At 51.1% G+C, this 25,200-nt stretch carries 17 protein-coding genes and 1 tRNA gene; 3 read left to right on the forward strand and 15 right to left on the reverse strand.

Translation table 11 applies throughout. From position 1 onward, the window contains the following. The 12 genes from QF669_09585 to rdgB all read right to left on the reverse strand — a co-directional run. On the reverse strand, positions 1-440 hold a 440-nt coding region (locus tag QF669_09585), incomplete at its 3' end, for an NUDIX hydrolase (protein MDP6457681.1). Positions 441-464: 24 nt separating this feature from the next. Beyond that, the gene (locus QF669_09590; GenBank protein ID MDP6457682.1) at positions 465-1,232 is read right to left on the reverse strand and encodes a hypothetical protein; all 768 of its coding nucleotides are present in this window, start codon (positions 1,230-1,232) and stop codon (positions 465-467) included. A gap of 13 nt (positions 1,233-1,245) precedes the next feature. Then, positions 1,246-2,007 carry a hypothetical protein gene (locus tag QF669_09595; protein MDP6457683.1) on the reverse strand — a complete coding sequence of 254 codons (762 nt, stop codon included), beginning with the start codon at positions 2,005-2,007 and terminating at the stop codon, positions 1,246-1,248. Between the two features lie 59 nt (positions 2,008-2,066). Then, positions 2,067-3,068, reverse strand: a complete 1,002-nt coding sequence (locus QF669_09600) for a hypothetical protein (protein MDP6457684.1) — start codon at positions 3,066-3,068, stop codon at positions 2,067-2,069. Then, on the reverse strand, positions 3,065-4,855 hold the full coding sequence (locus QF669_09605; GenBank protein MDP6457685.1) for a lamin tail domain-containing protein: 1,791 nt from the start codon (positions 4,853-4,855) through the stop codon (positions 3,065-3,067). Before QF669_09605 ends, QF669_09600 begins: the two co-directional genes overlap by 4 nt. A gap of 19 nt (positions 4,856-4,874) precedes the next feature. Next, positions 4,875-5,771 (reverse strand): hypothetical protein, encoded by an 897-nt coding sequence (locus tag QF669_09610; GenBank protein ID MDP6457686.1) that lies wholly within the window; start codon positions 5,769-5,771, stop codon positions 4,875-4,877. Between the two features lie 8 nt (positions 5,772-5,779). Next, the gene (locus QF669_09615) at positions 5,780-6,712 is read right to left on the reverse strand and encodes a PorV/PorQ family protein (GenBank protein MDP6457687.1); all 933 of its coding nucleotides are present in this window, start codon (positions 6,710-6,712) and stop codon (positions 5,780-5,782) included. Further along, on the reverse strand, positions 6,709-8,322 hold the full coding sequence (locus QF669_09620) for a hypothetical protein (protein MDP6457688.1): 1,614 nt from the start codon (positions 8,320-8,322) through the stop codon (positions 6,709-6,711). The genes QF669_09615 and QF669_09620 overlap by 4 nt, the downstream gene beginning before the upstream one ends. Beyond that, on the reverse strand, positions 8,319-9,161 hold the full coding sequence (locus QF669_09625) for a hypothetical protein (protein MDP6457689.1): 843 nt from the start codon (positions 9,159-9,161) through the stop codon (positions 8,319-8,321). Before QF669_09625 ends, QF669_09620 begins: the two co-directional genes overlap by 4 nt. After that, positions 9,158-10,132, reverse strand: a complete 975-nt coding sequence (locus tag QF669_09630; protein ID MDP6457690.1) for a M28 family peptidase — start codon at positions 10,130-10,132, stop codon at positions 9,158-9,160. Before QF669_09630 ends, QF669_09625 begins: the two co-directional genes overlap by 4 nt. Positions 10,133-10,139: 7 nt before the next feature. Continuing rightward, entirely contained in the window at positions 10,140-16,490 is a 6,351-nt protein-coding gene (gene sprA / locus QF669_09635) for a cell surface protein SprA (protein ID MDP6457691.1), read from the reverse strand. A gap of 128 nt (positions 16,491-16,618) precedes the next feature. After that, positions 16,619-17,206: an RdgB/HAM1 family non-canonical purine NTP pyrophosphatase gene (gene rdgB, locus QF669_09640; GenBank protein ID MDP6457692.1), complete on the reverse strand. Its 588-nt coding sequence runs from the start codon at positions 17,204-17,206 to the stop codon at positions 16,619-16,621. 153 nt (positions 17,207-17,359) lie between these two features. Here rdgB and QF669_09645 point away from each other — a divergent pair. The 3 genes from QF669_09645 (at position 17,360) to QF669_09655 (ending at position 21,763) form a co-directional block, all read left to right on the forward strand. Continuing rightward, positions 17,360-17,432: transfer RNA gene (locus QF669_09645), tRNA-Phe, on the forward strand. A 275-nt stretch (positions 17,433-17,707) separates the two neighbouring features. Continuing rightward, entirely contained in the window at positions 17,708-20,974 is a 3,267-nt protein-coding gene (locus QF669_09650; protein MDP6457693.1) for a glycosyl hydrolase, read from the forward strand. Positions 20,975-21,001: 27 nt separating this feature from the next. Beyond that, complete coding sequence (locus QF669_09655) at positions 21,002-21,763, forward strand: lysoplasmalogenase (GenBank protein MDP6457694.1); 762 nt, start codon at positions 21,002-21,004, stop codon at positions 21,761-21,763. A gap of 76 nt (positions 21,764-21,839) precedes the next feature. On the opposite strand, the gene QF669_09660 is transcribed toward QF669_09655, so the two are convergent. The 3 genes from QF669_09660 to QF669_09670 all read right to left on the reverse strand — a co-directional run. Continuing rightward, entirely contained in the window at positions 21,840-23,066 is a 1,227-nt protein-coding gene (locus QF669_09660) for an FAD-dependent oxidoreductase (GenBank protein ID MDP6457695.1), read from the reverse strand. 68 nt (positions 23,067-23,134) lie between these two features. Further along, on the reverse strand, positions 23,135-24,007 hold the full coding sequence (locus tag QF669_09665) for a DUF4249 family protein (protein MDP6457696.1): 873 nt from the start codon (positions 24,005-24,007) through the stop codon (positions 23,135-23,137). A gap of 83 nt (positions 24,008-24,090) precedes the next feature. Then, a partial coding sequence (locus tag QF669_09670) for a TonB-dependent receptor (GenBank protein MDP6457697.1) occupies positions 24,091-25,200 on the reverse strand: 1,110 nt, incomplete at its 5' end.

Consider the following 25,200-nt stretch of genomic DNA (forward strand, 5'->3'; position numbering starts at 1 on the left):
GTAGGCATCAGTTCAATGAATTCATCTTCATCACCAGTTGCCTCACTATACTGAAGATCTTCAGCCAGGTAAAGCCACATTCGCTCATTGCTGTAACCGATACAGGGATGTATCTCAGTAATGAAAGTGGTTTTCCCGGCCTTATAACTTGTCTCTTCTTTTAACTCCCGTTGAAGCGTTTCTTCTACTTCTTCTCCGGGATCAATCTTTCCCGCTGGCAATTCTATCTCCACATCACCCATAGGATAGCGGAACTGACGGATAAGAAGAATTTTTCCATCAGGGAGAATAGGGATCATCACAACGGCACCGGGATGGCGGATATACTCACGTACGGAAGTCTTACCGTTGGGCAGGGAGACTTCGTCCGACCAGACGTCTAACAGCTTCCCGCTGAAAATGTGAGAAGAGGAAACCTGGGTCTCTTTCAGCTCAGGCACGAATGATGCTGTATCAGGTGATACCTATTTATATTTTTCCAGGAGGCCGCGGGCCTTCTTGATCTGCTCCCAGTCGTCTACCGGCTCATCTTCTGACGGGGACATACCGGCCACATCCTCCAGTATCTGGATTGCCCGTTCTTCCTGATCATCCTTGTAGAGAGCTTGGGCCAGATAGACTTTCTGACTGGGTGTAGCATCACCGGTATCAAACGCTTTAGTGAGAAACTTCACCGCATCATCGTTATCGGGCCAGGAGAGAATAAACGGGATGTAGGGCGATTTGTAATGAACCGCTCCCAGCATGAAGTATCCGCCTCCGTCCTCATAAGCCGGGTCTAAGGCCATAATCTTTTCTGAATGTTCCTTCATCAGATCGGCAACGCCCTCTCTCGCCGCAGCCAGAATTCCGTATACTTCCGCCCAACTGCCCAGATTCGCCAGATACCAGTAACGGATAGCCGCTGAATCCGGAAACTTGGCAATGTAGTTCTCACCAACATCTTTTCCTTTCTGGAAAACACTCTTCTGTCCTTCCTCATCAGTCACCACATACTTGCCCTGGAAATAGTAACTCCTGAGCAGATAGACAGCCACCTGTTCCTCAGTCTGCGGCTGCTTCAGTGCCTTTTCAAAATGAATGATTGCTTTCCCGATATACTCAGACTGAGCACGATCCTCGACACTTCCTTGCGCCCGATTGTTATATGCGGCAATCCCCTTTTCGAACTCTGTCTGAGCCAACCCCCATGAAGCGGTCAGCAACAAACCAGCCACTATTGTCTTTTTCATGAGTATTCCTCGATCAAAAATATTCGATATAGGTTACTTTCAGCTCACGGTTGACGTAGCCGACCTTCTCCTCATCGAACAGAAGGTTGTTGAAATCGAGTTCGATATGGAGATGCTCCACAAAAGTCCAGCGGATGGCCGCGTTGAGGTAGCCTCCCTTGCTGAGAGCCAGCGTCTTAGCCGTCATATCGTTTTCGTTCAGGGCAGCATTCCATTCAAAGAGGAAGGAAAGCTCGGGATTCACCTCTATATCGAAGCCGACAAACCCGCTGGCGTCGTCATCGCCATCCAGCTGTTCCGTGAAATTGTAGTTCGCTCCGATATGAGCACCTACATTTCCAAATGGAGACCTCCAATTCTTACTGCAAGCCAGATATGCCCCGTAGGCTTTCACGGCGTACCGCTTAAGACTGTCTGCGTCATTATAAGTGCCAAAACCCTGCGTGTCGAGTCCAAGGGCGATGCCGGGCATAGTGACCGCCTCATCCACCAGACGGTATTTCATGATGACCTCAGGCCGAGGAAACGCAATGGGTTTGTCGTGCCCAATGAGACGACTAGCACCATAGGACAGACCGAACATGAATCTATCGGTGATGCCTACGGCAAGACCAGCTGTTAGTCCACCCTCACTTTGCACCCTCATATCGGCGGAAAATGTTCCCCTCACCAATCCTCCTGCAGTGGGGATCGTTACCAGGTTCGTAGGGGGAGGATATTCCTGACCCGAGAGTAGGCGCAACAGTATGAAAAGCAACAGAATCCGAGGTCGCATTGTGGGATAAATATACTTTTAGACCTTCCGAAAACCAAGAGCAATGCAACCTTCGGTGATCAGTAAACGATGGGATAAAGAATCTTCCCGTCCCGCCGCTCGATTTCACCTACGGTGGAAAGGGGAATGGACAACACTTCACTTTCACCTCGGAGGATACAACGGGCATAATCGTTCGAAATATGAAGTAGGTCTACTTTCAGCGTATCGCCGTTGGTCAGATAGATGATATCCGGTGAATGCAAGACATCCTTTTCAGATAGGCGGCCCAACTCCGCATTGGTATTCCACCCCTCCGACTTGCGCTGGATAATATCCTGAATGATCTCACCGCTCTCTTGCAGCATACTCTCAGATGGCGATGACATATCTCCTGAAATACCGGGCATCTCTTCATCAGGAAACTGTTGATCCGGCAACACAATCGCCGAGCGACTTATGACCGTTCCGCTGGAATCGTATTCAGCCACCCTGTACTCTCGAGTGTGAGGATTGAACTGGTAGTTGAAAAGACGTACAGTTTTCCCGCTGAGAGTGTTATTCCACTCTTCTTTCTTCAGTACACCTGATTCGAAATAATCATATGAGATGCGACCGAACTCCCGATTATCCACTGAGAAAAAGCGATATTGTTCGATCTCGCCATCGGAACGAAATTCATAGAGAACCGTCCGCTCCTTGAACTCCCGCTGGTCTCTGTGAGGAAAGGCAAATCGGATGAAGATGTCAGACATGGGCTCATTGCCACCGTAGATGTAAAGCTTGCGCGTCAGACCCGCGCCGTCGCGGACGGCACGTCTGGTAAGAGTTCCAGACAGATCATACTCGTAAACCTCTTCCTCAACGATCTCGCCCTCGGCTGTTACAACCGTCTTGGAGAGTACCCTGTCCTGCTTGTCATAGAGCGCCTGAATATGAGACCTGCCACTAGTCCCGGTCGCCAACATTTCTGAACCGCGAACAAAGTCTTCTTCCGTGGCAAAGTACTTGACGTAGGAGACGCCTTGAGCCAGCAGGCACGCACCCCAGAAGAGACCAACAAACCAGGAGAAGAGTCTCACTTGAGGAGCACCATTTTACGCACCAGACTTGCAACCAACTGTCGGCTACCGGCTGTAAGCTGATAGAGATAGATCCCGCTCGGCAGTTTGGCCGCATTCCAAACCGTTGAGTGATAACCGCTAGCCAATTCACCTATCAATAGAAGATCTACCTTCCGACCAGCAAGATCATAGATGGAGAGTTGAACCAGTGCTGCAGTGGAAAGGTCAAAGGAGATCACTGTAGTGCCGTTGAACGGATTGGGAAAGTTTGGATAGAGATTGAAATGCTCTGGCAAAGGCACTTCCGTGACCAGAGAGACATCGTGATTAGCTTCACTGGGCGTGCCCAGGTCACCGTCGCCGAACGGCACAGTGGAAACGGTCCAATTCGACCCAACGCTGTTATCGGCCCACACGTCTTTCAGCGCCATGGATTTCCCGTCGGGATCCGGAAACTCAACGCCACCGTCGTATTCAACGCGGTCAATCTCAACTCCCGCCCCGTTCATTAATATAATCTCATCGTCTCCGTTTGCTAGATTGAACAGCTCATAGTCGTACTGATAATCTACCGTGAGACCGCCATTCGTAACGCCGTTGTTATTGGTGCCCATGACAAGATACTTTCCTGGCTCGATCCAAAAATAGTCGTAGCAACCAATGACAAAACTATCGCCGCCAAGATCCTTCACCGTCCAGCCGCAAAGATCAGTGGCCACCGAATCGGTATTGTGAATCTCAAACCATTCACCTTGAGAATCGCTCACCGCCGACGGATTCTGCATGATTTCGGTAATCACCACAGCGGGTGTGCCGGTATCTGACGCCTCAAACGCCAGCTCAAGAAAAACGGGGAGATGATCGGATGCTTCCACCAGCGCATCAGCCATTTCATCAGAAACGACCTCATTACTGCCTGAGTTTATAGCATCGTTAAAGTGATTGCCGTCGTTGCCAAATGCGGTATAAGAATCGGAGACATAGTTGAGATCGGTAGCATCGAGGATAGACGAAGAAGCAAGAATAAAATCGAAACGGTCATCCATACCGCCGTAGTTCCACCCCCTATAAGAGGATCGGGTGGACTGCGTATGAATCTGAGCAAAGGTTACATCATTATGCCAGTTTCCCGCCTCATCGATAGGATCGAAGAGTCTGCCGTCATCGTTAGCCTGACTTTCAACCAGCCTCTGATAGCCCTCTTCCGCCGCATTGTAGACGTTGAAATCACCCATGACAAGGAACTGTGAATCGGATTCGAGAGTGTTAAGATAGCTGCGCAAGGCCGCAGCTTCAGATTCACGGTCAACAGCATCGTCATCTCCATTGCCTGCTTTAAAATGAATACCGTACAGTCTCAGTACGGTTCCTGTCGCCAGATGCCTCACCATAAACTCCGCTGCATCCCGGTGACCCCAATTTGAAGTAATATCGATAGTGTCCGAACTGACAAGATCAAAATGCTCCGCCTTGTAGTAGAGACCGATATCGATATCAGTAGAAGGCTGATCATAAAAGGGGGCGCCCCGGAAAAGCCCGCTATGCTCATAGTTGAGGACATCATCCAGGAAATGTTCAAAGCCGTCTGTGCCGTCAACTTCTTCCACTATAAGGAGATCGGGATTTACAGCGGATACCACAGCACGCAGCTGACCTTCTCTCTCGTCATCACTCGAACTGGTGCCACCGTAATTCCATAGGTTATAAGTCATGACGATTTGAGAATAAGTCGTCTGTGCTGGTAAAGATTCCCCCGCAAAGAGAATCATAAGACTGACACACACAAGAAACCTTGAAGGTTTCACCTTCCTTTTTCTCCGCCTTTTAAGGCAGCACAAAACCGATACTGAAAAGATGCGGAATGCCAAGCTGGTGAGAAGCAACCTCCACTCCGTAACCGATGCGAAAACGCCGCCACGCCAGGTTCAATCCGGCGGCAACCGCAGAAACCTGGTTAGACAGACGTGTTCCTATGGTGACTCTTGAACTGTTGAAGGACACCTCTCCAGCCATCCGCACGACCGTACCGTGGTTTGCCGATATTTCAGTGCCGAGGGTCACCGACGAACGGATACTCCCGTCTCTTCCAGACCCGAACAGATAAGTGGCACCCGCTGCTGTAGTTAACGGTATCTCAGGTTGCTGGTCGATAAATTCATTCATACTGCCCAGTTGTTTCAACGCTAAGCCTACCGTAAATCTCTCCGGAATAATCTGCCACCAGCCACCCAGATCAACGCTTTTACCTGTAGATGAATAGATATAGGAATCGAACCGGATCAACCTGACCGATGCTCCCACACCGAATTTTTCGAACCGTTTACCCCAGATTCCCTCGAGCATAGTACCGGACGACGAGAATTGAGCCAGGTAGCCATCGGTCGGCACTGCTGTCCGCAGTTCAAGATCCGAGACACCGAGATGCCTCAGGGCCAGGCCGGCGGAACCGCCGAAAGCGGGTTGAATCACCAGAAGCGAACTTCCCGTCACATTTGAGAACCACGAATTATAGTTGAAATAGATCTCCATAGACGGCACACTCTGAACGATGAGAGCAGGATTTCCCCGGTAGAGGCTCGGGTCACCCAGTGTGGAAACCGACGTTCCGCCCAACGCCAGTTCTCTGGGACTCACCGGTACGGAAAGAAACGCCGTTCCGATGCCGCTGAGAGAAGTAGACACAGTCATCCAGAAGAGCAACCACGCTCTGCTACGGCGCATGGACATCATCAGAAAGTGAATATATAGGTAAATACGTGTGAAACCCCTTCACCACGGCGCCCTAGAAGGAACGCATAATCAACATACGAGTCGTCCCTGTTGATAAGAGAATAGTTCAGACCGCCGCCCACTGTCGGTGAAAAGTTGTTCATGCCAGCGCGGACAGAAACCCGCTCCATCGGCCTGTATTCCCCTCCAGCTCGGATTCGACTGGCGGTCGTGTTCTCGCCGGCTGAGAAAAATGTGTAATCGCCATAGATATCAAAGAGTTTCGGATGATAGGCAAAGCCGACACGAACCTGTGTGGGAAATTCATCCTGATAGGAGCTTCCTTTTTCATCGAAGACTTCTGACGTGTTCCAGGCATAACCGGCATTCCAGTCCTGAATCACGAGGCCGAGCTGAAATTTCCTGGCGGGTCTGAATAACATGGCCAGATCGACACCCGTCCCTTTGCTGACCTGCCGGCCGTCCACGGGCAAGACTTGATAGAACAGTTTCACATTGACGCCGAAACTGATATTCCGAAACAGTTGATTGGCAAAGCTGAAATAGACGGCATACTCTTCGGTGGAAAAAGTACCGGTTTCGTGTCCGGCTTGATCCCGCCCCTGGATCCCCTCAACTCCCGCATTGAGGATACCGACACCGATCCCGCCTGAGGGAGGCAAGGCAGATGAAAATGCTGCGGAGACCAGATATCTGTCCAGCGGCAGAAAGTGATGAAAGACAGAGACATGTCTCTTCGGCTGAAACGCCATGGCTGCCGGATTGTAGTAAGCAGGGAAGCCGCTGTCGAGATCGGCTGTCAATCCTCCGCCCATTGCAAGCGAGCGCGCCGTAGTTCCAACGCGCAGGAAGCTTCCCGCGTATCCGCCTATGTCGCCAGCCAGCAGAACTGACGACAGAAGAAGTGACAGAAGTAGATATCTTCTATTCATTTGAATACGACCAATTTGACCCAATGGCTCTGGCTATCGAAATAGAGGTTGCAGAAATATACCCCGTTCGAGACAAGATTTCCCGCACTGTCACGTCCATCCCATTTTAAAGCGCCTTCGCCCTGACCGCGATGATATTCAAGTGTCGTCACTTCTTCCATGGCAAAATTCATGACGGTAAGTGTGATATCTTTCGATTTCTTACTCCTGTAAAAGAAGCGTACATAACCGTCGCCATCAAGAATATTGTGGATGTTGGGAGAAAACGGATTTGGATAGGCATAAGGAGCATTGCTCGGAACATTGCTGCGGAAAACTTTCCAGACAGATTCGCTGGAACTGGGTTTCGGCGAGCGGGCAAGACCGTCTCCGGTACCGATCCAGAGCACGCCGCCGCTGTAGTACGTTCGTTTGTCATGAACTGCCGCATATACATCGTTGTCAATAATCTGATCGTTATTAGCCGCATCGATAGCCGGTTTGAACAGCGCGAAGTTGACACCGTCATTGGACTTCCACAGTCCGTTACGCGTTGAAATATAGACGAGACTGTCTCTCGTGGAGATGTTGTACCCCCATTCGCCACGCAGAATAGGGATGGTGTGCCACGACAGACCGTCATCCTCACTGTAGCTTATGCCGCTTTCACCACCCGTATCGGCAACTCTTGTCGCAACCCAAATAATCCTGCGTCCTTTCGTTTTCTGTCTCGCCAGGCCGACGACCCAGTTGCCACTGATACCGTTAATGGGAAATGAATAGTGCTCCCAGTCCACGCATCCGGTAGCATCGATGATCCCACGGTTGATCCCGTTAGCGGTGCCAACCCAGACCGTGTCCCCGTAAGCGATCACCGCAAACGCCTTGTGATTGTGGTTACCATCCGGCGGATCGCGGGGATTCAGTTTGTAATCCTGATACTGATCGTCACACAGCATCTGAGACATATCATCAGCCGGCAGCGGGACTCTTTGCCAGCCGGAACTAACGGCGGACCTCAATAACCGTCTTAGTCCGCCGGCCCAACTGGCGATCCAGAAATAATCGTTGCTGACAGCGATATCGTAGGTGACATTCTGCTGCGAAACCGTTATGGGCAGCGCCCTGAGCGTCTTGCCACCCCAACTGACCGTACTGTCGGCAGAACTGTCTACCGGTTGATCAAAAATGAGCCACGACACATTGCTGGTGTCTTGTGAATTGTAAGTGAGGGCGAGGCCGCCGCCGGAGGTCTCCTCCTCTATCGAGGTCACCACAGAGACCAGAAGCGTATCAATCCCGGCCGCGGCTACGGCAGTTATGCCGCCTAAAGGGAGCTTAGTCACAGTCTCTCCCGCCGTCAGCTTGTCTGAGGAAGGAAATGTCCTGACGGAGAGGCTGTCTCGCATCTGCGACAGTCCATCACCGGTGGCCAACCAGACGAGACTGTCACCCTGTGTTCTGATCTCCACAATCACATTGCTCTGAAGACCGGAGAGTACGGTGGAATCTTCCTGAACACTCGATTTTGTGGTGAAGCGGGAAGGTGTCAGAATTGACCCTTTCCCTGCCCGGAGATCACCAGGAAAGAGTATCGTTAGAACATACGCCAGAATGATAAATCGTTTCACTTTTTCACATGTACGATATGGGTGGTGTCACTGAAATCATTAGACCAGTCCTGAGCACGGAATTTCCACTGCAGATTACCGGTGGACGCATTGTAAGGGAATGTGACGTTGGTGGAATAGATGCCGTCTCCGCTTTTCTGATCTCCATAGGTGGTGTCGCCTGTATCTACCATAAATATATATTGCCCGTCGTTGAGCATAACACCGTCCGAGAGGCGTTTCGAAGTAAAGCCAACCCACTGAATATCATCCAAGCCGTTGGCATCCTCCACTTGCGCACGGATATTCAGAAGTTGGGCCATGCCTGAATCAGGGAGCGTGAGGGTATCCGGCGCCTCAAGTGAAAGAAACCGCGGCGCAATATTGCCTAAGGCAAAGGTGTCTGATAACGTATAAATACTGTCGTTCATGTAGTGCGCCAAAACTGAAAAATGGACACTACCCGTATCTTCATATGCCAAGGTGTTGGTAAGACTGCTCACTACCAGCTTCTTGGAGTAGAGGTAATCACCTTTCAGAATATCACCAAAGTCACCATTGTCGCTCAGCACTATTTCATCGGGAGAGACAGCATTGACCCCACTTTTACCGAACCACTCCAGGCTGACGTAATTGATGTCAATTCCATTATAGACCGCTTTCACTTTGGCGCCCACAAAGATTTTGGCTTCAGCCTGAAGATAGCTGAAAGTGATCTGTTCAATGGGATCCGTATCTTTCTCTGACTGGAGGGGCGGCGTACATTTCACGATAAAAACAGCCGCAAGGAACAGGACGAAGGGGCGCATTGGGACCATGGTAAGCAGAATATAGAGGTGTCGTTTTAGTCTTTCAATCATTTCCTACCTGATCCGTAGATGTGATGCAACAGCACCGTTCCCACGGTCTTCAGACTGGCGGGAGAACATTTGTCGGGTGTATCTTCCATGGTGTGCCAGTAATTCTTGTACCGGTTGGGATAATGGAAATCTATGATACTGATAGAAGGAATACCACCTGCCTGAGCAAGGATAACATGGTCATCCTCCACCGTGTAGGCAACCTCAGGGACGAAGGCGTCAATACCGAGATCTGCCGCCAGGTTCCATATCAGTTTAACCAGTTTCGGCGCCTGCTCTATTGAGTTCCCTTCCATGGGAAGCTCCAACTCTTTATCCCCTACCATATCGACAAGAATGCAATAACGGGGATGTGGTTTGGGAATGTGCCTGGCAAGATATCGCGAACCGTTGAAAAAGTATTTCAGGTCACCCTGCTTGCCCAGGTCTTCGCCGTCCAGAAAAACAAGGTCGACTCCCAGAGGCGGGACGGATTGAGCGAGATGATGGGAAAGTTCCAGCAGCACGGCTACACCGCTGGCGCCGTCGTTAGCCCCGATGATGGGGGTGGTACGGTTTGTTTCACGCCTGTCGCGGTCCGCCCAGGGACGGGTGTCCCAGTGTGCTGCAATCCATATCCTGTTCTTTCTCTGCGGCTGAAAACGGGCTACGAGATTCGTCAACTGCAGCATCTTGCTGCTGTATGGATCAGAGTACGGGAACGGCTGAACAACAAGTGTATCGGCCGACTCAGCCAGTGTCTCTTTCAAGTAAATGAGACATCCCCGGTGACCGATGGAACCGGGATTGCGCGGACCGAATGAACACTGTTTTTCCAGATAACCGAAAGCACGATCGGCATCGAACTGGGGTATATCCTTCCCTAAAGACGTAGTGACGACAAGAAGTAAAAGAGTGCTGAGCGCCAGTCGCGGAAAGCGTGTTCCGCAAGAAAAACTACCGCCATTGGAGAACAGTAAATTAAGAACCATCCGCTATTTACCCCTGAAGTGCAAGGTTGATATCAAAGCCAAAATCTCGGTCCACTTTTTTCCCTATAATCTTGGAGTGACTTTCACGGTATTCATACCAGACACCTCCCGTCATCCGCTGAGAGAAAGAGTACGATATGCGGGGCGAAACCTTCCACGATTTTCTCTCGTCTGTTGTTGAAAGTTCATACTGCAAATCGTTCCGCTCCTTGGTGATAGACTCAGAGAAGTCTATTGTAAGCGTAAAGTTTATGGTATTATCGAGATCAAAATCACGGAAAAAGAAAATGGGAATATGTAATCCGCCTCGATGGGCATAATTTGAGCTTAACGTCCAGGTTCGATCCGTTTTGACCCGCGTGCTGTTGATACCACCGAATTTATTATCAAACGACGAAACTATGGAATAGCGCGTTGTAGCGGAGACACCTTTCAAGAGAGTCATTGAGAGCCCTGCCAGTGGAGAGTATGAAGCAGTGTACTTGGAGGATTGCAGGACGTCATCTTTCCAGGCGCGTGTCTCCTTCCCTGCAAAGGCGTGTTCGAGAGTAGCTGACCGCGAAATAGCTTTAATGAGCGGCCACTGCTCAACACCTGTCCATCTGACACTCCAGCCGGCAAAAGGTAAGCCGTCGCTGCCTGTTACCCCCAGGGGGAGGAAGTCACGTGTCTGTGTCCGGGTTTCAACGTTGTTACCATCCACGCCCGACGCCTGACTGCTGGAAAAGTTAAAGTTTGTTGAAATCTTACGCGAAAGTGCAAGACCTGAGCGTAACGAAAAATCGCGCTGATGTTGCACCGATCCGCGGTTGACGCCCACTTCACTGCTTCTGTTGAGGCCGAGTTCATCACTAAAGCCGAACCGGTAAGAAAGATCCGCCGTGCCTGGCACAACCTTTAGAGAATCTCCTGATCTGACGGAATCGATTACACCGAAGGCGTTCTGTGACCTGTTCACTGAGTAGGTAAAGCTGATTGGATTTATCCTGCTAGCGCCATCATGGAGAATCTTGAATATATTCTTCAGCGTTTCACTCTCGGGTTCCTTTGCCTCTTTTTCCTTCTCAGGCGGAGCGACCTTTGTCCGCCCCCCCCTGCGGCTTCTTCGGCGCGGCTGACTCTTCGGGGGAGTGTAAAAGGTTTCAACAATCGATTTGGGTGTGATTGAAACTGAACTGGAGAATCGACCCTGAGACGTAATGTTGGCCCCTTCCTGCGTACTCTCCATCGGCTTAGCCCAGCGATAGTTGGACGAATAGTTGAAGGTCGGCCGCAGCCATTCGGAAAGCGCTGGCGTAAACGTGGTGGTCATATTATCGGTTACATCCGTCACCACACCCGGCTTGAGGTTCTTCAGCGCCTGCAGATAGCGCGCCCGCCAACTGTCCATGTCACTCTTGATCGTCTTCGTGAAGCTCGACTTCAGATTATCGAGAATCGTGTATCCCATCTTGAACGTCCGATTCAAGCCAAGATTATACTGCGACTTGGATTCTCCCACCCTTGGCATCGTTTCCGTCATCGTCTCACTGGCATTTGCCGACATATCGATAGACGATGGCGTATAGTAAAGCCTGCCGTCGACAATCTTCTTGCCGAGCCACGGCACCGATTTGAACCATTTGAAGGGTGAAATGTAGTTGTCCCTGCCGAACGACAGACCGTAACTCATGTTGCCCTTAGTGTTCTGTGAAAACCGGTCGGCTATCTGCGTGTCCGAGTTTCGGCCGCGGGTAGCTGATAAACTCATCTTCAGCCGGTCGAGAGTGTAGCGACTGAACCATTTATCCGATTTACCGGCCTTTGAGAAAGAGGTGTTGACGGTCACCTGACGACTCTTCGCGAGAACGCTGTCAGGCGGACTCTCGTGAGCGAGAAGGATATCAGTGCCCGGGAGATACTTGGGGGTTGTCAGATTATTGGTGAAACTCATGCTCAGTGGCAATTGCAGCCCCCACGATTGCGGAAACAATTTGTTGATATTTAATCTTGTATCGAAGCGTAGCTTGCCGGCTGTACTTCCCGAACCGAGTCTCTCCTGCAGAACGTGAAAGTCGGCGTCCCGGCGCGTATAGGAGAGTGAGGCGTTTCCCACATCCGCTAACCCTAAAGAGGACTGAATCCGGATGGCGGTACCCTTGTCTTTTCTCACTTTGGAAAGCCTCAACTCGTCCAGCCAGATCTCGCCGCTCACATTCTCCGAGCGACTCTTATTCCTTACACCTACCACGAAATACTGAATACGGGAGAGCGCCGGGTTGCCGTGGATCAGATACTGCCTTAATGTATCGGAATCGTCAGTTTCAAAATAGTGTCGTTCATTGTCAGTCACAGTCAGATTCGGACCAGGCTCTTTCAGTTTCAGGCCGGTGAGAAAATCGAGATCCACTTTGAGATAATTGCGTTTCTCCTGCTTGTCCCATCCTTCATAGACCGGCTGACTGATTTCGTAATAGTCATCGGCGCGTCCAAAACGGATGAGGAATTCAACATCGGAAGAGTCTTTCCAGGTGTGATCGCTGTTACCGTATGTAAAGAGCTTCAACTGTTTGTACATCAGATAGCTTTGCACCCGATTGCCCTGCAGTTCAATCAGGTTTTTCTGCGCCGCGGCCTCATGTCCCGGTTCAAGATCAGCGAATTTGAGGACGAGAGACTGTTCCTTCATCCTGATCTGGTTGATACGATCATATTCACCCTGAACGCCGATCTCTTCTACACTCTGTGCGTAGTCTAGATTGTCCTCTGTATTCACAACGGTTACGGCGAAGACGCTGTCGTCTCTTGTATATTCCTGACTCAAATCGCTCCTGACGCCAAGCTCTTGCCATTCATTGCCCACTATCTCTACCTTTGCTATTCTGACCACAGTTTCGTCTTGCACTCCGCTGAGGGAAAGCCGCATGAACTTAATGGTATCCCACGAAATGGCACCATTTTCTTTCGCCCGTCGGAACTCGTTCAGCGGTACGCGATACAGCCGCCATCCTGTCTCGGTTGTGCCGCCGTTGTAGCGCTCCCAATCCTCACTGTAGGGGTTGAGCTCAAATGAGGCGCTGAAATAGTCATCTTTACCGTCAAAGTTTCCGTCGCGGTTGATATCCTCAGTATCGGGATATCTGCCGCCCTCCAGAGGAACCTGACCTGAAACAGGATAGCCGTTCTGTTCAGTCCCATTGACTGAACGGTAAGGTTCAGGATTACCGGAGCGATCACCGGTGAGAGCCTGCTGTTCATCAAAGTCCCAATTATCGCCGTTCGGATCATCAAGATTGCGGTCAAATCCCGTGTAAAGTTTATCCTGCCAGTCAGGATTATCGACTACATTAGCATAGAGAGTATCCAGGCACCCGCCAAGGCCATTTTCGTAAGCATCTTCACAGCCGTCAAGACCCACATCCTCTTCCTTCTCCAGCAACGTGTTACCGGTAAGTAGACCTGCTTCCGGTTTGTCTTCGGTATCAAACATACCGTTACCATTCTGATCTTCACTGATGAACCCGAGATCAACACTCATCTTACCATCGATATCAGAAGCTGTCTTCAGCCAAATTTCAAAGAATTTGTTCTGGGACTGGTTATAATCGCTGGAATAGAGGCTTGCGGTTACGGAAGCCCAGTTCGAATCAGGATCTACAGTCCCCAAATGGGCCTCACGACGCGTATAGTTCATTGCAAGCACGTCCGTCATCTGATTCTGGGCAAAGGTGCTGGTCTGCTGGTTGGGCCAAATATCCTGCGTTCTTACTTGTGTCCACGGATTGTACCAGAACATATTCGCACGGTTTTCCTGTCTGAATCCCAGCGGCGTTGAAGATCGGTGCCAGAAGCGGCGCCTGACGGAAGGACTTGTGGTCCGCTTAGACCCTTCAAAGTCATCGATGTAGGCAACCCCGTCATCATCTCCCGTGGCCAGATTATCGACCGGATTGGGATTCGGCAAAACCTGAGCAAACTCACCCTCAATCTTGAAGGAGGACGGTTTGTTTGTCTCAATCAAAGGGAGTTTATCGAGGGCTCTGGTTGCAAAATCGACATCAGCTTCATAGCGACCGTTTAAATCCCAGATGAAATTCTTGGTCGGTTCATATCCAACTTCTATCTTTTCGTTAATCACCGACTGATCATAGAACAGAGCTGTACCGCCGATAAATGATCGCGGCCCCAAGTCCATCTGTGCCCGTGTTCCGATCATAGTTTTCTTGTCGAACGAAACAATCTCGTGTTTGTCAAAGAACACCTCGAGCTCAGCGTCAGGCTTCTCGTACTCATCGGTGAGGAAGGTGAGTGTTCCAGTGAAGTAGTCAATAATATAGTCTTTGTCGCGGGCCAGGAGCTGCTTGTTAAGATAAACTTCCTCACTCCCCTCCACCAGCATGAACCCGCCCAGACTGACCGTGGTACCCTTGTTCTGATATGAAATCTTAATATCAAACTTGGAACTGTTTCTTATCTTCTGTTCATTAAGACTGCGGTAGAGGTAGGCTGAATCAGGCAGGATTGATTCTAGCTGCGCGTTTCTGTTTCCTTCACCTCTGTACTGTTCCCCGGCGGCCAGACGGTCCATTTCAAACGGATGCAACATAGGAAAGAATAGTTCACCAGTTGACATATTTATGATATTGGGATTTACCCTATCCACCAAATCATCGGCGATGTTAGCACCGTTCTCATTAAGACTGTCGAGACCAAAAAGATGAATAAACGTCAGGCCGCTGTTCTCATCACGTTCATTGTTCCCGAGCCGACCGTTCTTGTAAACAATCTGAAGCTCAAACCCTTCCGGTGTAATATTCGAAGCACCCATGTAGTAAACATTTTTGAACGCCAGCGGCCATGTAGGGTGACCCGGGTTCGGCGTCAGCGGTTTGATAAGTTTCAGATGGATGGTATCCCCCTCGGCAACCTCCGTACTCAGTTCACCAACAGATCGCAGACTTCCTTCCTCCCCTCTCTGAGCCAGTGTATAGGAAACTGCCAGAATCTCATTCTGGACCGGAGCTGTCAGACGGACAAACCCCAGATCTTCCGACACTACATAGTCCTGATTTCTTACCAAACGCTGGAAGAAGCTCCCCTCTGTCTCACCAGCGTGCGCCGGATTCTTCTCCTGCCATGTGCTGTCCGTTGAATCAATATAGGGATTTACGTAGGCGAATCCATACAATGTACCGGATCCGGCAGCGGCACCTACGGACTTGAAGATTTCAATTTCATCAATAACAACAGTGCCGATTCTGTGCTTGCCATCCTTAAGAGGATAAAAACTGGGGGCAAACAACGGGGTACCTTCAGCAGTATAGAGGGCGATTCCCTCATTGTCCACCACCAGTCCTCCATCCCTGAAAACCTTATCGATGAAGAAATACTGATTCTTACGCATCTGATAGTCGGGTATGGTCTGACCCTGTGTTTCTGCGCCTCCCATGATCTTCTGTTTCTCCTTCTTCGTCCTCTCAATAGAGGCGATAGCAGTAACATCAACAGGCCCTAGCCTTGAGATAGACTTCAATCCAAAGAGTCCCTGGTTGCTGCCGGAAAATGTTACGAACTGAGTAGAGGGCAGCGACAGGGCAATGTTCCCGGCCTCAATCTTCTGTACGATTTCATCCTCATGACCGGTATACTTGATCTTGATATTGTTCTCCCACTGGAAGTCACGCTCACTGTTGTAATCGAGGAGTACACTGACGCGTTCACCCACTTTACCCTCCACCATTACGTGCTGTGTCTCATCGAATTCGAAGTGGGTCGTCTGGGACTCGCGAAAGCTGGCGCGGGCCATCTCCTGATCTTGAAAAACAAGTTTACCCGATATACTGACGTTGCCCTTTACAGTGAGAGATGCCTGTCCAACACCGGTTTCCATCAAATCCAGCGTGATGGCACCTCCTCTTGCAGCCTTGGCCTGGGCAGTGGCGTCGCTCAATACGGCTCCCCTCTGACTATAGATATTTCTTATTCTGTTCCTCATCAGACGCTTACGAAAATACCATTCCATAGGTGCGGTGAAAGGAGTCTTCATATAGAGATCATCGGTGGCCTCATAAAAACTTATCCACCTGCCGTCGGATGAAATCTCCATCCATTCTTCAGACTCTTCAAACCGAACATCAATCAACCCTCTCAGCGAGGCGACAGAATCCATAGAGAACACAGATCTGAATGGCAGCGGATCGAATGGATTGACTACCCATTGTGAGACCAAATCAGGCGGCAGTCTTCGCTCGAAAAAGGTAGAGTCCTCCTGCTGTCCCCGGACTGGATTTACAAACACCAGCCAGAGGAACGGATAGAACAACGCTACTTGACGGACGCAACGGGACAATGAATCCCGCACATCCAGAACCCGTCTCATGGTCTAACTCCGATACGTATCGTCAGTACCCCCAAAAACGACTAAACTATCTTTTCCGGGGGTATCAAGCAGGTAGCAGTTGTTCTATATGAATTTCCTCTTTTCGGTGGAATTGAGGGAACCGTCCGTTAAGCCAGTCGTGACGTCAGTTCCCGGATTGCCTTACCTCGGTGACTATATTGATTCTTCTCATCTTTAGTGAGCTCCGCATATGTTTTGCCGAGCTGCGGAATATAGAAAACTGGATCATAACCAAAGCCTTGTTCGCCAGTGGGATTTTCCACAATTACTCCTTCTACGGAACCTTCCGCCGAGAGTTCCCTCTCCTTCTCGACGAAACAGGCCACTGTCCTGAAACGCGCGGACCGGCGCTCTGACGCTATTCCGTTCAAGCTTTGAATAAGTTTGTTCACGTTGTCCTCATAAGTGCAGCCGTCGCCGGCATAGCGGGCGGAATAGGCACCCGGCGCTCCATCCAGGGCATCTACCTCGAGACCTGTATCGTCCGCGATGACGGGCATGTTCGTCAGATTATGCACCTCTCTCGCTTTGATGAATGCGTTCTCCTCTAAAGTAACGCCTGTCTCCTCAATCTCAGGAATCGTCCCATCTGCATCGAACTCGTTCAATGTTTCACCTTCAATTCCGCACTCCTCAAGGAGCGATTTGAGTTCCGCTCCTTTATCAACATTTCTCGTGGCAATAATAACCTTCATTCTCGCCTCTTGCAACCTGTTATGCGTTGCTCCATTTTTCAGGCCGGCAAACATAGAGATTCTGTTATCGACAGACAAGAAAAAAACATGCAGGCAATGTTAAGATAGCGGTTGCATTTCGAGGGGGATAAAGATAATTTCGATCCGCTTTTTGGCTCGGTAGCTCAGTCGGTAGAGCAGAGGACTGAAAATCCTTGTGTCGCTGGTTCGATTCCGGCCCGAGCCACTTTTATGAAGCCCCGAGTGATCTCGAGCTCAATCACACCGGGTTTTGCAGCGCTGCTGCCACAGTCTGGACAAGAATACGAATAGACTCACTCCGTCAGATGAAAGGGAGAACCCTCCCAAGTAATCTGTTGCCCGCCTAAGCATGTTCTCCTAATTTCCAACTAATATAAACCTTCACCAAATAGAACGAGATGAAATTACCCAAAACCGATAACGAGTCGAAACATTTTCACAATCATCAAAGACGAATCGCATGAGTCAAAGGAGATAACGATGAAGTCAAAACTTTTCTCATTGTTTCTTATCAGTCTAATGGGCGTAAGCCTTTTTGCCCAGGAGCGGGATAAATCCGTCTGGGCGGACGAGAATTTTTCCGGTCTGAAGATGCGAAGCATCGGTCCAGCGCTCATGGCCGGCAGGATCGCCGACATCGCCATTCACCCGGAGAACGACAACGTCTGGTACGTGGCGGTGGGCTCCGGCAACGTCTGGAAAACCGTAAACGCCGGCGTCACATGGAAACCAATATTTGACGATCAAGGCTCCTATTCCACCGGCTGTATTACAATCGATTCAAACAATCCGGACGTCATCTGGCTGGGAACGGGAGAAAACGTTGGCGGTCGTCACGTTGGGTACGGGGACGGCATCTACCGCAGCGACGACGGCGGCGGGAGCTGGACCAACATGGGTCTCAAGGATTCACAGCACATCTCAAGGATCGTCATCCATCCCGACAATTCTGACATCCTATGGGTAGCGGCGCAAGGTCCGCTATGGTCAGAAGGCGGTGAACGGGGCGTCTTCAAATCCACCAACGGCGGGACGAACTGGAAGCAGGTTCTGGGCGACAAGGAGTGGACCGGCGCAACAGAGATTGTCATTGATCCGCGCAACCCCGACAGGCTCTACGCTGCCACATGGCAGCGCCACAGAACCATCGCCGCCTATATGGGTGGCGGTCCGGGAACAGGACTCTACCGAAGCAGTGATGGTGGTGAAAGCTGGGAGAAACTGACAAAAGGTCTGCCCACATCAAACATGGGAAAGATCGGGCTCGCCACCTCTCCTCAGAAGCCTGACATCCTCTACGCCGCCATTGAGCTGGACAGGCGAACCGGTGCTGTCTACCGCTCCGCCGACCGGGGTTCCACCTGGGAAAAGCGATCAGACACAGTCTCCGGAGCCACGGGGCCGCACTACTATCAGGAGTTGTACGCTTCTCCGCATCAGTTCGATAGACTTTACCTCATGGATGTCCGCGTACAGATCTCCGACGACGGCGGCAAGACCTTCCGGCGCATGACGGAAGAACACAAGCATTCCGACAATCACGCCATCGCTTTCCGTTCTGACGACCCTGATTACCTCCTCGTCGGCACTGACGGCGGCATGTATGAGAGCTTCGATCTGGCACAGAACTGGCGCTTTATCGAAAATCTCCCCATCACACAATTCTATAAGGTGGCTGTGGATGACGCCGAACCGTTCTACAACATATACGGCGGCACACAGGACAACAGCACCGAAGGCGGCCCCTCGAGGACCGACAACACACAGGGAATTCAGAATTCCGACTGGAGAGTGGTTCTGGACTGGGACGGTCATCAGCCGGCCACCGAGCCGGGCAATCCTGACATCATGTATGGTCAGCGCCAGCAGGGAACACTGGCAAGGATCGATCTCACCACCGGCGAAGTGGTGGACATTGTGCCGCAGCCGAACGAGGGCGAGGACGCCGAACGCTTCAACTGGGACGCACCTATCCTGGTGAGCCCCCACTCCCCCACTCGAATCTACTTCGGTTCGCAGCGGCTGTGGCGGTCGGACAATCGCGGCGACAGCTGGACGGCAGTCTCCGGTGACTTGACGCGCAATGAAGAACGCTTCGCCCTCCCCATCATGGGTAGAACCCAAAGCTGGGACAACCCGTGGGACCTCTCCGCCATGTCAACTTACAACACCATCACTTCTATCGCCGAATCGCCGGTGCAGGCGGGACTGATCATGATCGGCACCGATGACGGCTTGATCCAAGTGACCGAAAATGGCGGCAAGACGTGGAGAAAGATTGAAGTGGGGTCACTGCCAGGCGTTCCCAAGACAGCTTATGTGAACGACATCAAGGCTGATCTGTTCGACGCCGGCAAGGCTTACATCGCACTGGATAACCACAAGTACGGCGACTTCCAGCCGTATCTGCTCAAAACGACGAACCGGGGGAAAACGTGGCGCTCTATCGGGGGCAACATCCCGGACAGAACGCTGGTGTGGCGCATCGTACAGGATCACGTCAAGCCTGAGTTGCTGTTCGCCGGTACCGAATTCGGAATCTACTTTTCCACAAACGGAGGCGAGGTCTGGACCAAACTGACGGGCGGCGTGCCGGTCATCTCATTCCGCGATCTGGCTATCCAGCGCAAAGAAAACGATCTGGTAGGCGCTTCCTTCGGCCGCAGTTTCTACGTGCTGGACGATTACACCGCTCTGAGAGAAGTTACCAAAAATCAGATGGAGAAAGAAGCAACCCTCTTCCCCATCCGCAAAACGTGGTGGTATATCCCCCGCCCTCACCTTTCGTTCTATGCCGGAAAAGGCAGCCAGGGTGCGGGACATTTTGTGGCGCCCAATCCGCCTTTCGGGGCCGTCTTTACCTACTATCTGAAAGAGGATCTCAAGACGCTGAAGGACATCCGTAAGGAAAAAGAGAGAGAGCTGAATGAGAAAAAGAAAGATATGCCTTTCCCCGGCTGGGACGCCATTGAGGCTGAGCGGCGGCAAGAGACACCGAAGATCTGGATCTCCGTTGAGGACGGTCACGGCAACGTGGTGCGGCGGGTGCCCGGTCCCGCGAAAAAGGGATTCCACAGGGTAGCGTGGGACCTGAGATATCCGGCCGCCGACGCAATCGATCTCGATTCAGCAAACGACGAGCCCGGGAGCGGCTTCTTGGCACCGCCGGGAACCTACAGCGCCACCCTCTACAAGCAGGTAGACGGACAAGTGTCTCAACTCGCCGAATCGCAACAGTTCGAAGTGGTTCATTTGAGAGAAGGAGCGCTGCCGGGCTCACCGCCGGATGTGACGGCGGCCTTCTGGCGCGACTACGAAAACGCTACCCGTACCGCCTCGGCCCTCAGACTGACCCTCAGAAACGCGCTGACCAAAGTTGAAGCGATGAAACTGGCACTGGCTACATCCACCGCTGAAGCGGGAGTCCTTGATGAACGGCTTCACGATCTGCGGACGGAGCTGCTCGATCTGGACGAAAGACTGAGTGGAAACCGTTCGAAACAGCAGCCGGGTGAAAAGACAAGACCGACCATCGGTTACCGGCTGTTCGCCGTAGCTCGAGGCGTCGGTCAGTCCACCTACGGCCCCACCGAGACCAACAAGCGCAGCCTTGAGATCGCTGTCGATCAACTAACAGACGCGCAGACTAAACTGGAGTTGGCGAAGGCAAAGATGTCAGCGCTGGCACAAGACCTGCTGAACGCAGGTGCGCCGTGGATTGAGGGCGAAGCGCTGCCGGAAAGATAGATTAAAGTGAAGAAACCTTCGTAGGTGATGAAAACCTTCGAGGTTTCTGAAACCTCGAAGGTTAACGCGAACCATCCTATTTCGAAGTTTACATTTCCCGACGGTGGTGAAGAGCATATACAGTTGGCAAGAATCGTGAAATATAATCAAATCATACTCACTCTCCTCGCGCTTTCCTGTGCCATCCTGACCATCCGTGCTGAGTACCTCGGCCCCGCAACCCACATCTATCTCTTTAAGCCTCTGACGATGGCGTTCATCATCCTGATGGCTGTGCGGGTACGTTTCAGTCACCCCTCAAGATATGCGGGATTCATCCTGGCGGGATTGATATTTTCTCTCGCCGGCGATGTATTTCTCATGCTGCCGTCGGATCAGTTTATTGCCGGTCTCGTCAGTTTCCTCATCACGCACCTCTTCTACATTGCCGCCTTTACAACGGACAAACGCATCAGAGTGTCCATGTCTATTCTACCGTTCATGATATATGGCGTTATTATGTATGCCGTCCTTTACCCCCATCTGGGTACCATGCGGCTGCCGGTGGCGGCTTACGTAGTTGTAATCCTCATCATGGGATGGCAGGCATGTGACAGATGGACCTTTTCAAGGGACACATTCACTCTCCTCGCTTTCCTTGGCGCTGTAGTGTTTATCTTCTCAGATTCGGTGCTGGCGCTGAATAAATTTCGCGAACATTTTGAGACAGCGAGAGCCTTGAACCTGAGTACGTATTTTACTGCACAGTGGATGATCGCTATATCGGTAAAACCGAAAGTTCATCTCTAATTACAGAAAACCTTCGAGGTTCTGCAATCCTCGAAGGTTGCTCCGGAAACTCCTGTCGGCGTTAAGTCAAATCCGATTAATCTGCCTCATGGATTTCCCTCGCTGCCCCCAGTCCGGAGACGAGGGCTCCCTGCATCCAGCCGTGATAGTCTGAGGCGTGCTCACCGGCAAAGTGGACGCGTCCTTCAGCCTTGCCGATGTGTGAACCCAGTTCCGCATCCTGCTCAGCAGTGGGGGACGCCCACGCGCCTCCGGACCACTTCTCCAGCACCCACGAATGCGACGTGCCGCCCTCCATATGATCATTCACATTGGGGAAAACGTCGTCCCATCGATCAAGCACGTGGCTGATCCGTTCTTCCTCGCTGAGCCGGTCAACCTCAACGGCACGGCTGTAGCGCAAATACGACATGATTATGCCGCGGGGTCCCTCCCGGTCCCACGTCGGCTGCCATATCTCTTCTGGCCAGTCGCTGTATCCCCAGCCGTTCAGCCCTTCGCTCTCCCAGAACCGGTTGGCGAACTGGATGAATACTCGGGTGGATGCGGCATAATTGTAGTTTCCACGCATGGCAGCTGTCTTTTCAGGTGAAAGCTGCGGGGTAAAGTAAATTTTTGACAATACCGGCAGCGGAACCGTGCAAAGGATTCTATCGGCACTGAAGCTGCTCCCGTCAGACACACTCACGGTGACACCGTTATCCGTCTGCTCGATCGTCTCGGCGGGCGTACTAAGATGAATCTGATCCGTGAGGGATTCGGCGAAGGCGTAAGGTAGCCTGTCCATTCCGTCACGAATCTTTACGTACTCCTTATGCAGCACCGATCCGGGCCACGGTCGGCCTTCGAGAAAATCGGCCGCCGGGATAAACGAGCGGTTTCCGTCTGACAGATCCACATACAGACCCGATGGGGGATAGAGCGGATCGAGCGTCAGGCCGAAGTGTTCGGCGTATCCGAGTGTCATGTCGTGATCCGGCGGGATGCGTGCTGCTCCGGCCTCGGCGTGATGTCCGTCGGCGAACGGCGTGCGCAAGGTGAGCACTCGCCCCCCCACGCGGTCTCTCGCTTCCAGAATTGTCACCTCATGCCCGGCCCGGGTCAGCTCGTAGCCGGCCACCAGTCCGGACATCCCCGCTCCTATAATGACGACCTTTTTCAGGGGGCGGTCTCCCGTGAGCATTCCCGGTGAGTCCTCTACCGTTTCGGAGTCGTGATCGTTATCCTCGCAAGAGACGGATGCGATACCGGCCGCAATCACTATGCTCCGGCACAGAAATTCGCGACGCGTCAGATCAGACATCTGCAGGAAAAAATGGAACTGCTCGTTTGGCTTTATTCAAATTCATAATGTTTCACAATTTGGCTCTATTAACGGGTAATAGGCAAATAATGCCGGTCAAACCCGATGGCGCCAAAAACACCGATACCGCCTATTATGCCAAAGCTTCGTCCTGAGCCTCCTTGACCCAAGAACAGGCTGGAAAACTCCTCGTCCTCTCCATCCCCCCCATATTTTAGGAAATAATTATGATAATTGCTGTCCATGCTCATGAGGTTGATGAGCAAGTAGTCTTCTGTTTCATAATCGTTTGTTTCCCCAATGCTAACAGCACCTTCACAAATGTCCCGACGGTAGGTCCAGAGGGTGTCACCCGGGCTAACTACCAACTCCTGCCAGAAGCCACAACTGTCATAAATCTTCCCTTCTTCAGTGTCATAATCATCATAAATAAAATAGCTTTGGTAATTGTTTACATTCGCTAGCTGATAATTGTCCGGCTGTGCTGCCCAAGTAATGTTCATCGTCTGGTTGATATTAAAACTGTCGGGTAGTTGTTCTTTGTTAAGCTGGGGTAATGGCGGGACCGTGGTTTCTCCGGTAGCACTGAGTCCGCCTGGTGTGGTTACGGTAAGGGTCCATTTTTCTCCCGGTTGCGGATTCAGGTCTTCTCCATTATAAACATATGCCTCATACAGATTCTCCCTTCCATCGTCCTCCACGCTCTTCATGAGCTGGAAGGCGTAATCCTTTGTACTGTTACTCACCGTGACCTCTGCATCACGCACTACAAATCTCGAGGCATAATCAACAACCACATTACCAAAAACGGTGTCCCTCATAAGGGTATCGACAGCCTCGTCCACCCGGAGAGTCCGGTGTACTCGTACAAAACTGGTTACCAAGGTATCCCCAGAAAGAATGCCCATAATGTTAAGCTCAGGTTCATAGTCCGCCTCCACGTCTTCCCATTCTAACTCGGGAGAAAAGTCTGCAACGCAGGCCCAAAACAAAAGAAACAGACAACTAGTTTTATATGGGCGCATCAAAATTCTATCCTGTAGCCGAAGGTGAGAAAAAAGGGGAACATGGGTACGGCTGCTCGCTCCAGTCCAAGTCTTTCACCTGTCAGTCTGTTAGTTTTGTTTCTGTACTGGTAGGTAAGTGGATTCACATGGTTTGTCACGTTTACGAGTTGGATGAACCTCTCATAAGGAAAACTGAAAAACTGTTTTTTCTGCTTAAGGCCTATGTCTAATCGAAAATAGCTGAAGAGACGTTCCGAGTTTTTTCTGCCCACCAGATTGTTTTCGTAATACCCCCAGTAAGGCATATAAGCATCGTGTGAGGCGTTCCACTTTTCGTAGCGCCCCAATGGCGGTGTAAAAGGCTGGCCACTTGATGCCTGCAAGGCAGTACTGAAATACGTTTCCCTGATTATGGGTATGGCCACGTCTCCCACAATATTCAAGGTGTGTTTTCGATCATATTTTGGGTAAAACCAACCATGTTTATCAATATGGCGTTTCGTTTCAGCATAGGTGTAGCCGACCCAACCACGAATCCGCCCGACTGTCTTTTTGAACAACAGTTCAAACCCATAGGCATAAGCCCGTGTTTCATCAAACTCATTGAAGGGTGTAAAGCGTAACTGGTCTGTCTCTTCAGTAAAAAGTTCACCCTGTTTCAGGGTGATGAGGTTCTCAAAATGCTTGTAATAGGTTTCGGCCCGGAATAGCCAATTTTTTCCCGATAGGTATTCCACACCCAATATGGCCTGGTCAGCATACGTGGCGGGTCTGTCAGCGGGTAGACCAAGCCAGAAGTCAATAATACGCAGTGTTTCGTCCTCTGGGTTGGCAATGGTAAGAAACTGGTGGTAGCGCCCTAGGGCTAGTTTTAATGAAAGGTCCTGACGTAAAAGATATTTCAGGCCAAACCTGGGGTCAAAATATAGCTCTCTGTGGAGAGAGTAATCCATAAGGCGACCACCAATCTGAAAGGCAAGTTTGGAGGAGACATCCCATTTATCCTGAACAAAAAGAGACGTTTCCACCGTCTGGTCTTTCATGTTGAGGGGGTTTAGAAAAAGAGTGGTGTCAAGGTTCGAATACTCAAACTCCATACCGAGGTTATAGTTAACCCGCTTCAGTTG

Source organism: Candidatus Neomarinimicrobiota bacterium (genome assembly GCA_030743815.1).
Classification (GTDB): domain Bacteria; phylum Fidelibacterota; class Marinisomatia; order Marinisomatales; family S15-B10; genus UBA2146.